Genomic DNA, 13,951 nt, shown 5'->3' with positions numbered 1-13,951 from the left:
CCCGCCTACGGCCAGGATTTGGCGAGCAAGGCCCTGGTTTCGGACAGGAGTTGCGGCAGCACCTTGGTGTGGGCGATCGCCGGCATGAAGTTGGTGTCGCCTGCCCAGCGCGGCACCACGTGCTGGTGCAGGTGGGCGGCAATCCCGGCGCCGGCGATCTCGCCTTGGTTCATGCCGATGTTGAAGCCGTGCGCGCCCGACACCGTCCGGACCGCCTGCATCGCCTGCCGGGTCAGCTCCGAGACGTCCCTGACCTCCGCGTCGGTCAACTCCGTGTAGTCCGCGACATGCCGGTACGGCACCACCATCAGATGGCCAGGGTTGTACGGGTACAGGTTCAGCACCGCGTACGCCGCCTCGCCCCGGTGCACGATCAGCGCGTCGGCATCCGGCAACCCCGGCAACCGGCAGAACGGGCAACCCGACCCGGCCGCACCACTGGTCGGCTTGTTCTCCCCCTCGATGTAGGCCATCCGGTGCGGCGTCCACAACCGCATGAACGGATCCGGCACCCCGACCCCGTCCTGCACAACCACCTCATCGGGCGCGTACGGCGACTCCGGTACGCCGCCCTGATCGCCGGCGGACGGTTGGTCGGGGGAACCCGTCATACCTGGACGCGCTTCTGGACGGCCTCCACGATCTCGCTCACCGCATCGGCGATCGGTACGCCGTTCTTCTGCGTGCCGTCGCGGTAGCGGAACGACACCGACCCGGCGGCCATGTCGTCGTCGCCGGCGATCAGCATGTACGGCACCTTGGACTTCTGGGCGTTGCGGATCTTCTTCTGCATCCGGTCGTCGGATGAGTCGACCTCGATCCGGATCCCCTGCGCCTTCAGTTGCGCGGCGACGTCGTACAGGTAGTCCACGTGGCCGTCGGTGACCGGGATACCGACCACCTGGACCGGGGCCAGCCAGGGCGGGAAGGCGCCGGCGTAGTGCTCGGTCAGCACGGCGACGAACCGCTCGATCGAGCCGAACAGCGCGCGGTGGATCATCACCGGCCGCTGCCGGGACCCGTCCGGCGCGGTGTACTCCAGCTCGAACCGCTCCGGCAGGTTGAAGTCCAGCTGGATCGTGGACATCTGCCACGTCCGGCCGATCGCGTCCTTGGTCTGGACCGAGATCTTCGGGCCGTAGAACGCGGCGCCGCCCGGATCCGGGACCAGCTCGAGACCGGAGCCCTCGGCAACCTCGCGCAGCGTCTCGGTCGCCTCCTCCCAGACCTCGTCGGAGCCGACGAACTTGTCCGGGTTCTTGGTCGAGAGCTCGAGGTAGAAGTCGTCCAGGCCGTAGTCGGCGAGCAGGCCGAGCACGAAGGTCAGCAGCTTGCGCAGCTCGTCGCGCATCTGCTCGCGGGTGCAGTAGATGTGCGCGTCGTCCTGGGTGAAGCCCCGGGCCCGGGTCATGCCGTGCACGACGCCGGACTTCTCCAGCCGGTAGACCGTGCCGAACTCGAACAACCGCAGCGGCAGCTCCCGGTAGGACCGGCCGCGGGCGCCGTAGATCAGGTTGTGCATCGGGCAGTTCATCGGCTTCAGGTAGTAATCCTGGCCCTGTTTGCGGATCTGCCCGTCCGCGCCCCGCTCCTCGTCCAGGTGCATGGGCGGGTACATGCCGTCGGCGTACCAGTCCAGGTGGCCCGAGGTCTCGAACAGCTGCGCCTTGGTGATGTGCGGCGAGTAGACGAACTCGTAGCCGTCCTCGACGTGGCGCTGGCGGGAGTAGTCCTCCATCACCTTGCGCAGTACGCCGCCCTTGGGGTGGAACACCGCGAGTCCCGAACCGATCTCGTCGGGGAAGCTGAACAGGTCGAGCTCGCTGCCGAGCTTGCGGTGGTCGCGCTTGGCGGCCTCCTCCAACCGGTTCAGGTACGCCTTCAGCTCGTCGCGCGACTCCCACGCCGTCCCGTAGATGCGCTGGAGCTGCGGGTTCTTCTCGCTCCCCCGCCAGTACGCCGCGGCGGTCCGCATCAGCTTGAAGTTGCCCAGGTAGCCGGTCGCGGGCACGTGCGGGCCGCGGCACAGGTCCTTCCAGGCGACGGAGTCGTCCCGCCGGACGTTGTCGTAGATGGTCAGCTCGCCGCCGCCGACCTCGACACTCGCGCCCTCGGCCGCGTCCGCCGCCGAGCCTTTGATCCCGATCAGCTCGAGCTTGTACGGCTCGGTCGCGAGCTCGGTCCGCGCGTCGTCGTCGGAGACCACCCGGCGGGTGAACCGCTGCCGCTCCTTGATGATCTGCTGCATCTTCTTCTCGAGCTTGCCCAGGTCGTCCGGGGTGAACGGGGTGGGCACGTCGAAGTCGTAGTAGAAGCCGTTCTCGACCGGCGGGCCGATGCCCAGCTTCGCCTCCGGGAACAGGTCCTGCACCGCCTGGGCGAGCACGTGCGCGGTCGAGTGCCGGATGATCGCCCGGCCGTCCTCCGACGACGCCTTCACCGGCTCGATCTCGTCGCCGTCGGCGACCACCCGCGACAGGTCCCGGAGCTCACCGTTGACGCGGGCGGCGATGGCGGAGCGGTCCTGGCCGAAGATTGCGGCGAACAGCTCCCCGATCGTCGTCGTCTCGGTCACACTCCGCTCAGCCTCGCCCTCGACGCCGATCAGATGGACCTTGACTTCCGGCACGTTCACTCCTCGAGTTTGCCGACCGGCCGAGATGCCGGTCACGCCACAGATGGTATCGAGTCGCGACCCACGGCCCGACGGCGTATCCACAGGTCCGGCCACCTGACGAAAGTAGGGGGTCGCCGACGCCCATCGTCCGATGTGCCAGGGGTGCCCGGATTCCTAGGTTCGAGAGACCAATCCGTTCCAGAAGGGCCCCCAGCGTGATCACGCTCGAAGGACTCACCAAGAGGTACGGCGACACCCGCGCGGTGGACTCGCTCGACCTGACCGTCTCCCCCGGCCGGGTGACCGGCTTCCTCGGCCCGAACGGCGCCGGCAAGTCGACCACGATGCGGATGATCCTCGGCCTCGACGCACCGACCGAGGGCACTGCCCTGGTCGACGGCCGCCCGTACGCCGACTGGCCGGCACCGCTCACCAAGGTCGGCGCACTGCTCGACGCCAAGGCGCTGCACCCGCGGCGGTCCGCGCGCAACCACCTGATCGCGATGGCCCGGAGCAACGGTCTCCCGGTCAGCCGGGTGGACGAGGTCCTGTCCGTCGTGGGCCTGGACTCCGTCACCGGCAAGCGCGCCGGACAGTTCTCGCTCGGCATGGGACAGCGTCTCGGCATCGCCGGTGCGCTGCTCGGCGACCCCGAGGTGCTGATGTTCGACGAGCCGGTGAACGGCCTCGACCCGGACGGCGTCCGCTGGGTCCGCGGGCTGATGCGCTCGCTCGCGGCGGAGGGCCGGACAGTGTTCGTCTCCAGCCACCTGATGAGCGAGATGCAGCTGACTGCCGACCAGCTCGTCGTGATCGGGCGCGGCCGGCTGATCGCCGACGCTCCGGTCGCGGACGTGATCGCGCGGTCGTCGCGCACCACGGTCGCCGTCTGCGTCCCCGATCGGGCACAGCTCGCCGTACTGCGGGATCGGCTCGTCGCGGAGGCGGAGCGGGTCGAGTCCACGGACGGCCGGTTGATCGTGACCGGCGTAACGGCGGAGCGGGTCGGAGATCTGGCGTACGAGCTCGGCGTACGGCTGCACGAGTTGCAGACACAGCGGGCCTCGCTGGAGGAGGCGTACATGGAGCTCACCGCGGACAGCGTCCAGTACGGCGTGGCGGTGGCGTCATGAGCTCCGCGATCCTGCATTTCGCCGAGGAGTTGATGTCCTCGTGGTGGATCTACGTGGCGCTGTGGGGCTTCGCCGCCCTGGACGGGTTCTTCCCGGCCATCCCCAGCGAGACACTCGTGGTCACCGCGGGCGTGTTCGTGGCGGCCAACGGTGAACCCAACCTGTACGCCGTGATCGCGGCCGCCGCCGTCGGTGCCTTCGTCGGCGACCACGTGTCCTACGCGCTGGGCCGCGGCGCCGGCGGCCGGCTGCTCGATCGGATGAAGCCAGGGACCAAACGGCACGCGGCCGTGCTGTGGGCTCGGCGGGCACTGGCAGACCGCGGCGGACTCGTACTCGTGGTCGCTCGGTACGTGCCGGGTGGGCGCACCGCGGTCACGTTGACGATGGGATCGGTGCGGTACCCGCTGCGCAAGTTCTCGTCCTTCGCCGCCATCGCGGCCGTCAGCTGGGGCCTGTACTGCACCCTGGTCGGTTACATCGGCGGGAAAGCGTTCGAGGACAACCCGCTGAAGGGCGTGATCCTCGGCATCGCGCTGGCGCTGGCGGTCACGCTGATCGTGGAGCTCGTCCGGCACCGACTGAACAAGAAGAGGGCTCACGTCGAGCCCGAAGCTGAACTCGTGGAAGCAGGTGAGCGGTGAGTACGGCGGTTGTCACCCTGGGGACCGGTCTCCCGGACGCGGTGCGTTCGGAGTGGACCAAGCTGTGGACAGTCCGGTCGAGCTGGCTGAACCTCGCGGCAGCACTGGTGCTGACTACGCTTCTCGGCCTGCAGTTCGGCTTCAACCTCGCGTACACGAGCGCCCATCTGGAGCCGGGGCAGGTCGCGCAGACGGAGGCCGTCGGTGAGTTCGGCGCTTCGGTCATCATGATCGTGCAGGTGGTGGTCGCCGCCTTCGCCCTGCTGACCGTCACGTCCGAGTACGCGACCGGCAGCATCCGCTCGACCCTGCAGTGGACTCCAGTACGGCGGAACGTCGTACTGGCGAAGGCGATCGTGCTCGCACCGGTCCTGTTCGTCTACGGCCTGGTGCTCGCCGGCGTCGCAGCTCTCGCCGGCGGCCTGGCCGCGGGCTCGTGGGCCGACTGGAGCGCGAGCGCACTGGCGGTCGACCTGCTGTCGGTCGCCTTCTACGCGACGACAGCCGGGCTGTTCGCGGCCGGGATCGCCTGGGTCGTCCGCAGTACGGCGGGAACGCTGACGGTGGCCTTCCTCCTGCTCATGGTCGTCCCGCTCATGCTCGGCCAGAGCTCGATCCGCGCACTCGTGTGGATCGCGGCCCTGCTCCCGGGCGGCGCCGGCCAGAACTACCTGACCGGCACAACCGACCCACTCTCCCCAACTCTGAGCGCGGTTCTCCTGATCGCCTGGGCCGTCCTGGGTCTCGCCCTCGGCTCGCGGATCCTGTCCCACCGCGACGCCTGATCGGCGGACTCGCTACCGGGTTGTTCCAGGCCTGGCGCCTTGTATCCGGTCAGCCAGTACACAACCCGCCAGCGAGCCGTCTGATCCCGGCACGGGAGGAACGACGAAGTCGCCCGGATCATGAAGGTCCGGGCGACTTCGGCACGGCTTACCGCGGAACGTTCAGGGCGATGGTGATCTGCTCCGACACCTTTGCTGCCAGCGCCAGGCCTGCGCGGCGGGTGGTCGGCTGGAGGGCGGAGTGGTCCAGCGGGCCTTCGGCCGCGATGTGCTGGTCGGTCGGAATGTCGACCACGGCGGCCGCGCGCGACTCGAAGTACGGCCGGAGTTGCTTCTCGACCTCCTTGTTCACGTCGCCGGGACCGTTCGACACCGCGATCACCGCACGGCGGATCAGGCGCTGCGCCTCCGGGCCCTGGTTGTCGAGCTCCTCCAGCATCTGCACGGCGGCCGCGCAGGACAGGCTCTTCCACTTGATCGGGATGACGAGGGCGTCGGCCGCCTTCATCGCCTCGCGCCAGTTGCTGGAGCCCTCGTTGTTCCCGGTGTCGATCACGAGCACCTTGTAGAACCGGCTCAGCAACCGGTGGATCTGGTCGAAGTCCTTGGCCTCGATCTGCGCGTACGTCGTGGTCGCCGAGGTCAGGACGTCGTACTGCCCGGCGACCTGGTGCCGCAGGTACGCCGCCACGTCGCCGAGCCGGGCGTCCGGCTGGGTCAGCATCGGCATCGCCTGGAGCATGTCGGTGACGGTGGACCGGGAGTTCGTGTCGTGCGTGCGCAGGTGCATGTTGCCGCGCAGTTCGTTGTTGTCCCAGGCGACTACGCCACCACCACGGGCCTGACCGAGCGCACCGGCGAGCAGCAGCGTGGTCGGCGTCTTGCCTGACCCGCCCTTCGGGTTCGCCACCACGATCGTCACCGGGCGCCGGAACGCCGTCGCCGCGGTCGCGCGGGCCATCCGCTCCAGCCGCTCGCCGCTGCCCGGACGCAGCTTCAGCACACTGCGGACGCCGCGCTCCGCCGGAGCCTCCCGAGGCAGCGGAAGCGCCTGGATCAGCTCGTCGGTGCGGTAGGAGACGTCACGCTGCTGCGGCACGTTCTGGCCGGGGACGCCTTGCGGGAAGAAGTGCTGCGCGGCCGGAGACAGCTGCTGACCGCCGCCCTGCGCGGGACCACCGGTCGCCGGAGGGTTCTCCGGGGCGCCGTAGCCCGCGCCGGAGCCCTGGAACGACGAGCCGCCGAACACCGGGCTGTTGGGTGCACCCTGCGGAGCCGTACCGCTGTCGCCCTGACCGCCGGCTGCAGGGCCGGACGACTGGTCGTCGGCGCTGTCCGCCTCGGCGTCGTCGGACTCGTCGGGAGTGTCGGACTCGGCCGCCGGCTGCGACCAGGACGGGCTGGGCGGCGGCTGGTTGGGCCGGGACCACGCGTCGCCCGGGAACTCCTGGGAGAGCGCGTCGGGCTGCTCGTCGGGCTTCTCGGGCTCGTCGGCGGGCGCCGTGTTCGGATCCGGCTGGGTCCAGGAGGGCGTCGGTTGCCACATTCTCCGGACCTCGGCCGCCGCCGCTTCCCGGTCCTTGTGCTGTCCGGAGTTGTGCGAGTCGGTCACGACCTGGGTCCCCGATTCTGTCAGAGGGGGCGGGTGGCCCCTGGGGTTGCTGGGTTTCGATTCCGGAGGTGAGGTCCCCGGGGAAGGTCCACTATCCCATGACCGGGTGTCCACACCACGTCACCACCCGGAGCGTCGCACCACCACCGGGTCACGGAATCTGACCCCTCAACCAGTCACCAGGCCGGCCTCGTAGGCGACGATCGCGGCCTGCACCCGGTTCTTGACCGCCAGCCGCAGCAGAATCGCGCTCACGTAGGCCTTCACGGTGCCCTCGACCAGGAAGAGCCGCCGGGCGATCTCCGCATTGGACAGACCCGCGCCGACCAGTCCCAGCACCTCCAGCTCACGCGGACTCAGTACGGCGACCTGCTCCTTGGCAGCCGCGGCTCGGGCCATCGCCCCACCGCCGGTGCCGGTGCTCAGCTCGGCGATCACCCGCTGGGCGACGCGGGGCGACAGATAGGCGGCACCTTCCGCGACAGCCTTGAGACCGGCGATCAGCTCGCGGGGGTCGCCCGACTTCAGCAGGAAGCCGCTCGCGCCGTCGCCCAGGGCGCGGGCGATGTACGCGTCCTCGGAGAACGTCGTCAGGATCACCACCGCGGTCTCGGGCACGGTCCGGCGGATCTCGGCGCCGGCCGCAAGACCGTCCATCCGCGGCATCCGGATATCGAGCACCGCCACGTCGGGCCGGTGCCGCCGGACCTGCTCGACCGCCTCCGCCCCATCGGCTGCCTCGGCAACGACCTCGATCGCCTCGTCGGTGTCGAGGATCGCGCGGACCCCCGCCCGCACCATCGCCTCGTCGTCGGCCAGCAGCACCCTGATCATGTCGTCATCCTGTGCTTTCGGGGGTCGGTACGACGGAGCCGCTCTGCACGACCGCCTTGGCAACCAGCTTCCCGTCGGCGAAGCAAAGCCTGTAGACGTAGGTGATCGAGAACGGGACGTCCGGACTGTAGTAGCGGCAGGACCAGCCGGCCGGGGCCGTGTAGCCCTCGCTGGGCGGGTCGATCATCTGCATCGCCGGGAGCACCTTCTCCACGTCGTCCTCCGGCTGCCCGATGGTCAGAGCGTCGTACTGGCCGGGGCGCAGGATCGAGTTGTAGCCGGCGATCAGGTAGTAGCCCAAGGCAACCACGCCGACGACCGCTCCGAGGATCAGCGGTGCGGCGACGGCCGTGACCAGACCGCGTCGCGCACTGCGTCGTACCGTGGCTCGTTCCGCTTGCGCGGCAGACATCGGCGGTGCTTCGGGCTCGGGCCGGCCGCCTGCTCGCGGCATCGTCGCCATCACCTCGAACCCACCGCCGCTCCGTGGCCCCGCGGTGAGCGACCCGCCGACGAGCCGGACGCGTTCGCGCAGTCCGTCCAGGCCGCGTCCGCTCGAGGGAACCGACTGGACCGGCCGCTGTGCGCCGGTGTCGAGGACCTGCACGCGCACGTCGTCGTCCGCGCGCGTCACGGTCACGGTGACCGCGGCTCCGGGTGCGTGCTTACTCGCGTTCGTCAGTGATTCCTGGACGATGCGGTGCACGGCGCGATCCACCATTGGTGACAGTTCGCCGTCACCCTCCTCGATCAGACGGACCTCGAGACCAGACTCGGCCGCCCGCTCTATCAGCGACGGCACGCTCTCGTCACGTGGCACCGTCGGCGCGTCTGAGTCCCGCAGTACGCCGATGATCTCGCCGAGCCGATCGGTCGCCGTGGCGGCTGCTTCACGCAACGAGGTTGCGGCCTGCCGGTGCTCCTCCGGCAGGGACGGGTCGAGCTCAAGGGCGGCGGCGCGGAGGGCAATCAGGCTCAGCTCGTGGCCGACCGAGTCGTGCATGTCCTGGGCGATCCGGGACCGCTCGCGCAGTCGCTCCTGATCGATCGCCATCCGCTGCTCGCGCTCGATCCGCTCCGCCCGGTCCCAGCCGGCCGAGGCGAGCAGAGCCTGCTGCGCGCGGTACCGCCCGACCAGCCACGGGAGCACGACCAGAAGCAATGCGAGCAGCAGCATCACCAGCCAGCTCAGCACCGCTTCGGTGGCGTGCTGCTCACGCTGCACCACCAGAGCGAGGAGCAGTCCGCCGAGCAGCGACCAGCTGCACACCATGACGAAGTGCTTCAGCTGAGTCTCCCGGCGACCCGCCAGGTAGCTCATCAAGGTGATCGCCGGGACCAACGCGACCTGAACGCCGTTCTGCGTGCCGAGCGCGAAGGCCAGGACGACGATCTCCGCCCAGGCGACGGCGGCGAGCGCGACCAGTGGCCAGCGTCGACGGACGAAGACCGCCACGAACAGCGTCGCGATGAAGGCGGCCCGCATCCAGTACGGATCGCCACGGGCACCGCTCTCCGCGAGCACGAGGAAGCTCAGCGCGGCCCACAGGCCGACGTCTCCCAGGCGCCGCCAGTTCATGCCCCAGACGCTACACAGTCACCCCGACATCGCCGTACTGCCGAAAGTCAGGTCTGCTACCCGTTGCCCTCAGCATCGACCAGCTCGAACGGGACCATGGTCAGGTTCGGCACCTCTTCACCGCGAAGCCGGGCGAGCAGCAGGTCCACCGCCCTCCGACCCATCTCCTCCTGGTCCTGCCGGACATGCAGGTACGGCGGCCCGCCGATCGAGTCACCCGGTGAGTCGAAGCAGGCGACCACACGGTCGCCGCCAAGCGCTCGGTCCGTCATCCGGGCCAGGTTGTACTCGCAGGCGAAGTACGCTGTGACCTCAGGCAGCCGCTCGCGGAACGCGCGGATCACCTCGACATCCGCCTCGACACTCTCCGTCGTCGTGGACCCGGGCAGAGTGCTGCGCAGATCGGTCAGCTCGTAGGCCTGACCGCGGTCGCCGAACGCGGACCGGAACCCCTCCAGCCGGTCCTCGATCGACGACGTGTTCACGGGAGGCGGAGACACGAAGGCGATGTGCCGGTGTCCCTGGTCGAGCAGCCGCTCAGTGAGGGCCTTCGCCGCGGCCACGTTGTCCGTGTGGACCGCCGCGACGGGGATCCCGGACAGGTGGCGGTCGACCAGCACGACCGGATAGCCGTCCAGCACCTGCCGGAGCAGGCTGGCGTTGTAGAAGTCGCCGTGAACCGGGAACACGATCAGACCGTCCACCTCACCGGTCGCCACCAGGAGGTCCACGGCCTTCTCCTCATCGGATTGCCGGCCGTGCGTCCGCCGTACGATCAGATGCGCGCCGTACTCGGCGCATCGCTCCTCGACCGCGCACAGCAACTCCAGGCCGTACGCCTCGGACACATCCGGGATGACGAGAGCGATCGAGCGGGCGTCCGGCCTCGGCCGCGGCACCCGGCCCCGCAGCGGCACGGTGACACCGGTCAGGTCGGGCAGATGGCGTACGACGAACGTCCCCTTGCCGCGGATCCGCTCCACCAGACCTGCCTCCCGCAGAACCTCGAGCGCCCGCTTGGACGTGATGCGGCTGACCTCGAACTCCGCCGCGAGCTCCATCTCCGACGGCACCCGGTCACCGGGCCGCAACGCACCACGCCGGATCTGCTCCAGCACATGTGCACTGATCCGCTCGTAGAGCAGCGCCACGGCCTCTCCCCTCACGTTGTCCGGTTGACATATCAGATCATGCGCGATGGCATGCCAACCGCGCAGCAACCGGGGTTTCCTCCGGGTGAATCGGGGTGGTTCGGGACCCTTCGGGCTGTCAGCATTCGGGCATGACCGCCACGCGCCCGCCGGTGCCTGCATTCGCTGCTGTTCCCGTGTACGCCGTCGCGGGGGTCGTGGCCGTCGTTCTGACGGCCTTGTCCGGGCGGTACGGGTACCACCGCGACGAGCTCTACTTCATGGTCGCCGGGCAACATCTCGACTGGGGATACGTCGACCAGCCCCCGCTGACACCGTTGCTCGCTCGGATCTCAACCGAAGTGTTCGGGAACACTCCGATGGGGCTGCGGGTGCTGTCGACGGTGGCCAGTGCGATCACGATCGTGGTGGTCGCACTGATCGCGCGGGAGTTCGGGAGCGAGCGGCGCGGCCAACTGCTGGCCGCGATCTGTGCGGCGGTGTCCGGGTTCGTGCTCGGCGTCGGGCATCTGGTGTCGACTGCGACGTACGACCTGCTCGCCTGGATGCTGATCGCGCTCTTCACGATCAAGCTGCTGCGAACGACCGATGGCCGGTGGTGGCTCGCGCTCGGACTCACCGCGGGGATCGCGCTGGAGAACAAGTACCTCGTGGTGCTGCCGATCGGTGCGTTGCTTATCGCGGTGTTGATCGTCGGTCCGCGTGAGGTACTGCGTTCGTGGTGGCTGCTGGCGGGTGTCGGGGTCGCGGGGGTTGTCGCGCTGCCGAACGTGCTGTGGCAGTTCCAGCACGATTGGCCGCAGCTCACTGTCGCCGGCGGCATCAGCGAGGACGACGGGACCGAGAACCGGATCATGTTCATCCCGCTCCAGATCCTGCAGTTGTCGCCGTTCCTGGTGCCGGTGTGGGTGGCCGGGTTCCGCCAGATGTGGCGGATGCCGTGGGCACGGTCCGTCGCGCTGGCCTATCCCCTGCTGTGCCTCGTCGTACTGGCCGTCGGCGGGAAGTCGTACTACGCCTTGCCGCTGCTGCTCGTGCTGGTGGCGGCCGGGGTTGAGCCGGTGCTCGCGTGGCGGCGATCGATCGTCGCCGCTGGACTCGCGCTGGCCGCAGTCACGTCAGCGCTGTTCACGTTGCCTGTGTTGCCGGCTTCGGCGGTGGACTTCGTCATTCCGGTGAACAAGGAGCAGGGCGAGCAGATCGGGTGGCCGGAGATGGCGACTGCTGTCGCTGACGTGTGGAATCGGATCCCCTCGGAGCAGCAGGGGTCCGCGACGATCTTCGCCGGCAACTACGGTGAGGCGGGCGCGTTGCGGCGCTTCGGGCCTTCGCACGGGCTGCCGCCGGCGTACTCGGGTCATATGAGCTTCGCGGACTGGGAGCGGCCGCCGGACAGCAACACCGGTCCAGTGGTACTCGTCGAGCAGGAGCGGTCGCCGACGTTCGAGGCGCACTTCCGCGATTGCGAGCAGGTGGGGACGATCGACAACATCGTCTCGAACGACGAGGACGGCACCGCCCTGGTCCTGTGCGACTCCCCCGGCGCGCCATGGTCCACCCTCTGGCCGGACCTCCGCCGCTACTACTGACGGCCCTAGGGTTGCCCGATGCCCACCATGGTCGACATTCCTGCGGGAACCATCGCCCTCCGGGACGACCGCCTCGGCACCCGCTGGCAGGTGTCGTTGTCCGCCTTCCGGTTGGCCTGCTGTCCCGTCGCTGGTTCGGATGGCGTACCTGTTACCGAGATCAGCTGGTACGACGCCATTGCCTTGTGCAACGAGTTGTCGGAGGAGGCTGGGCTGCCCGCCGCCTATGTGGTGGACGGGTCGGAGGTCACGTGCGACTGGAGCTCATCCGGCTATCGCTTGCCCACCGAGGCCGAGTGGCAGTACGCCTGCACCGCGGGCACTCCGGCGTACCGCTATGGACCGCTCGAGGACATCGCCTGGTACGCCGGGAACTCAGGCGGTGTCGCGCATCCGGTCGGCCTGAAGACGCCCAACGCGTGGGGCCTTCACGACATGCTCGGCAACGTCTGGGAGTGGTGCTGGGACCTGTACGACCCCGCCACCTACGGCGCCTACAGAATCTTCCGAGGTGGCGGCCATGCCGACCCACCGCGCTCTATCGGATCCACCGTCCGCCGCCGCTCCCACCCCACCTTTGCCATCGAGGACCTGGGGCTACGGCTCGCTCAGTCTCCGAGGACGGCCTGAAAGACAACGCTACGCTCGGCAAACCCGAGCCGGCTGTAGAACGCTCGCGCACTGTGATTCGCGACGTACGACGTGACACTGACGCTGGTCACGTCGTTCTCTCGCGCCCACGCACTGAATCGGCCGACCAGCGCCTGCCCCACGCCGCTCGCGCGAGAAGCGCTGTCCACATAGAGACTGCGTATCTCCGCAGTACGCCGTCCGAAGCGTGTCGGCGAAGGTGCCGTCAGGTATCCAACGAGATGACCGACCACCACACCTTCGCGCCGCGCGACAAGCACCAGTGCGGAGTCGAGATCGATCAGCCGAGCGAAATCCTCGCGCCCATGCCTCGTCGGCCAGGAGACATCAACCTGAGGGTCGTGAACTCCAGCATCCTCACTGAAGAGCTGCGACTCCAACCGCACCAACTCATCGAGATCGGGGTGCACCGCAACATCGACCTGGGTTTGATCGATCATCAGGACACCGCCGGGATACGGAACCGCCGGCTGCGCTCAACAGGCTCGATCTCCACCATCCCCGCACCAGTCATCACCCGCGCGGAAGCACCGTTCCCCACGAAGCACTCACCCCACAAACTCGCGACGCCCAACTCGTCATGGCAGTACTCGAGTCCCGCGGTCAACGCTTCAGTCATGTACCCCTGCCCACGATGAGCCGCCCGTACGGCGTACCCGAAGCTCCAGTCCGCCACCGGCTCCTCGCTCTGCCCCATCCCGAGCCACCCCACCACCTCACCATCGGACCGCCGCGTGAGACTGAACTGCACATGCGTCCCGTCATCCACAAACCCCGTCAACCAAGCCCGCACAGCCTCTTCATCCCGCGGCCCGTAGTCCCCCATGTACTGCCCCACCAGTTCATCGGTCCACATCTCACACAACGCCGCGAAATCCCCCACCCCCGCCCACCGCAATTCCAACCGCTCAGTCCTCACCAAACCCATCACCCCCAGGAAGCTACAACCCGCAACCCCCAACCGCGACCGGTTAACCCCACCCACCCGGAGCTGCCTCCCGACCGACCAAAACCATTCCGGCGCCGCCGAACCACCGCCCAGAACCTTTCGAGCGGCGAGCAACCACCGCCGGAACCCTCAATCGGCGCGCAACCAACGCCGGAACCGTCCACGCGGCGCCCAACCCCAGCAAGCCGAGCGAAGCGAAGGCGCCAGGGGGTGCGGGTGGCGGAGCCCCCGCCCGCGGCGAGCGAAGCGCTGCCGCACAAACGACGAAGGCGACCCGGTCCGCGCCTTCCGCGGACACACGTCGCCTATCGACTTCGTGGACGATACTGGGATCGAACCAGTGACCTCTTCCGTGTCAGGGAAGCGCGCTACCGCTGCGCCAATCGTCCAAATACAACAACAACTCT

General features: G+C 68.7%; 13 protein-coding genes and 1 tRNA gene. 5 read left to right on the top strand and 9 right to left on the bottom strand.

What is annotated here, in order from left to right; all coding sequences use genetic code 11:
* Positions 1 to 5 precede the first annotated feature (5 nt).
* Positions 6 to 611: an HIT domain-containing protein gene (locus AB0I34_RS41960; RefSeq protein ID WP_360457554.1), complete on the bottom strand. Its 606-nt coding sequence runs from the start codon at positions 609 to 611 to the stop codon at positions 6 to 8.
* Entirely contained in the window at positions 608 to 2,629 is a 2,022-nt protein-coding gene (gene thrS, locus AB0I34_RS41955) for a threonine--tRNA ligase (RefSeq protein WP_360457551.1), read from the bottom strand. The genes AB0I34_RS41960 and thrS overlap by 4 nt, the downstream gene beginning before the upstream one ends.
* A gap of 203 nt (positions 2,630 to 2,832) precedes the next feature.
* Between thrS and AB0I34_RS41950 the strand changes: the two genes are divergently transcribed.
* From AB0I34_RS41950 to AB0I34_RS41940, 3 genes are read left to right on the top strand one after another with little or no spacing between them, the layout of a single operon-like run.
* A complete protein-coding gene (locus tag AB0I34_RS41950; protein ID WP_360457548.1) occupies positions 2,833 to 3,750 on the top strand; it encodes an ATP-binding cassette domain-containing protein in 918 nt (305 codons plus the stop codon).
* Complete coding sequence (locus tag AB0I34_RS41945) at positions 3,747 to 4,394, top strand: DedA family protein (protein WP_360457546.1); 648 nt, start codon at positions 3,747 to 3,749, stop codon at positions 4,392 to 4,394. Before AB0I34_RS41950 ends, AB0I34_RS41945 begins: the two co-directional genes overlap by 4 nt.
* A complete protein-coding gene (locus AB0I34_RS41940) occupies positions 4,391 to 5,179 on the top strand; it encodes an ABC transporter permease (protein ID WP_360457543.1) in 789 nt (262 codons plus the stop codon). The genes AB0I34_RS41945 and AB0I34_RS41940 overlap by 4 nt, the downstream gene beginning before the upstream one ends.
* 148 nt (positions 5,180 to 5,327) lie before the next feature.
* Here AB0I34_RS41940 and AB0I34_RS41935 read toward each other — a convergent pair whose 3' ends face one another.
* The 4 genes from AB0I34_RS41935 to AB0I34_RS41920 form a co-directional block, all read right to left on the bottom strand.
* A complete protein-coding gene (locus AB0I34_RS41935) occupies positions 5,328 to 6,791 on the bottom strand; it encodes an AAA family ATPase (RefSeq protein ID WP_360457540.1) in 1,464 nt (487 codons plus the stop codon).
* A gap of 168 nt (positions 6,792 to 6,959) precedes the next feature.
* On the bottom strand, positions 6,960 to 7,625 hold the full coding sequence (locus AB0I34_RS41930; protein ID WP_360457538.1) for a response regulator transcription factor: 666 nt from the start codon (positions 7,623 to 7,625) through the stop codon (positions 6,960 to 6,962).
* A 4-nt stretch (positions 7,626 to 7,629) separates the two neighbouring features.
* Positions 7,630 to 9,204 carry a histidine kinase gene (locus tag AB0I34_RS41925; RefSeq protein WP_360457535.1) on the bottom strand — a complete coding sequence of 525 codons (1,575 nt, stop codon included), beginning with the start codon at positions 9,202 to 9,204 and terminating at the stop codon, positions 7,630 to 7,632.
* 56 nt (positions 9,205 to 9,260) lie between these two features.
* Positions 9,261 to 10,355, bottom strand: coding sequence for a GntR family transcriptional regulator (locus AB0I34_RS41920; RefSeq protein WP_360457532.1), 1,095 nt, complete (start codon positions 10,353 to 10,355; stop codon positions 9,261 to 9,263).
* Positions 10,356 to 10,486: 131 nt separating this feature from the next.
* On the opposite strand from AB0I34_RS41920, the gene AB0I34_RS41915 reads away from it, so the two are divergent.
* Together AB0I34_RS41915 and AB0I34_RS41910 are read left to right on the top strand one after the other, a co-directional pair.
* A complete protein-coding gene (locus AB0I34_RS41915; protein WP_360457529.1) occupies positions 10,487 to 11,944 on the top strand; it encodes a glycosyltransferase family 39 protein in 1,458 nt (485 codons plus the stop codon).
* Positions 11,945 to 11,962: 18 nt separating this feature from the next.
* Complete coding sequence (locus AB0I34_RS41910) at positions 11,963 to 12,574, top strand: SUMF1/EgtB/PvdO family nonheme iron enzyme (RefSeq protein WP_360457526.1); 612 nt, start codon at positions 11,963 to 11,965, stop codon at positions 12,572 to 12,574.
* Here the strand turns inward: AB0I34_RS41910 and AB0I34_RS41905 are convergent.
* The 3 genes from AB0I34_RS41905 to AB0I34_RS41895 form a co-directional block, all read right to left on the bottom strand.
* Positions 12,553 to 13,035, bottom strand: a complete 483-nt coding sequence (locus AB0I34_RS41905) for a GNAT family N-acetyltransferase (protein ID WP_360457523.1) — start codon at positions 13,033 to 13,035, stop codon at positions 12,553 to 12,555. The two genes, AB0I34_RS41910 and AB0I34_RS41905, sit on opposite strands and share 22 nt — an antisense overlap.
* A complete protein-coding gene (locus AB0I34_RS41900; RefSeq protein WP_360457520.1) occupies positions 13,035 to 13,523 on the bottom strand; it encodes a GNAT family N-acetyltransferase in 489 nt (162 codons plus the stop codon). The genes AB0I34_RS41905 and AB0I34_RS41900 overlap by 1 nt, the downstream gene beginning before the upstream one ends.
* A gap of 338 nt (positions 13,524 to 13,861) precedes the next feature.
* A tRNA-Val gene (locus AB0I34_RS41895) sits at positions 13,862 to 13,933 on the bottom strand.
* Between the last annotated feature and the right edge of the window lie 18 nt (positions 13,934 to 13,951).

The sequence above is a fragment of the Kribbella sp. NPDC050281 genome, from assembly GCF_040655855.1.
In the GTDB taxonomy this organism is placed as follows: domain Bacteria; phylum Actinomycetota; class Actinomycetes; order Propionibacteriales; family Kribbellaceae; genus Kribbella.
This window is presented reverse-complemented; position numbering and strand designations above follow the sequence as displayed.

What these genes read in the sequence shown, in the direction of transcription:
- AB0I34_RS41915 (WP_360457529.1), top strand. Translation starts at nt 10,487, where the DNA reads ATGACCGCCACGCGCCCGCCGGTGCCTGCATTCGCTGCTGTTCCCGTG.
- AB0I34_RS41905 (WP_360457523.1), bottom strand. Translation starts at nt 13,035, where the DNA reads ATGATCGATCAAACCCAGGTCGATGTTGCGGTGCACCCCGATCTCGAT.
- AB0I34_RS41925 (WP_360457535.1), bottom strand. Translation starts at nt 9,204, where the DNA reads ATGAACTGGCGGCGCCTGGGAGACGTCGGCCTGTGGGCCGCGCTGAGC.
- AB0I34_RS41930 (WP_360457538.1), bottom strand. Translation starts at nt 7,625, where the DNA reads ATGATCAGGGTGCTGCTGGCCGACGACGAGGCGATGGTGCGGGCGGGG.
- AB0I34_RS41910 (WP_360457526.1), top strand. Translation starts at nt 11,963, where the DNA reads ATGCCCACCATGGTCGACATTCCTGCGGGAACCATCGCCCTCCGGGAC.
- AB0I34_RS41945 (WP_360457546.1), top strand. Translation starts at nt 3,747, where the DNA reads ATGAGCTCCGCGATCCTGCATTTCGCCGAGGAGTTGATGTCCTCGTGG.
- AB0I34_RS41900 (WP_360457520.1), bottom strand. Translation starts at nt 13,523, where the DNA reads ATGGGTTTGGTGAGGACTGAGCGGTTGGAATTGCGGTGGGCGGGGGTG.
- AB0I34_RS41960 (WP_360457554.1), bottom strand. Translation starts at nt 611, where the DNA reads ATGACGGGTTCCCCCGACCAACCGTCCGCCGGCGATCAGGGCGGCGTA.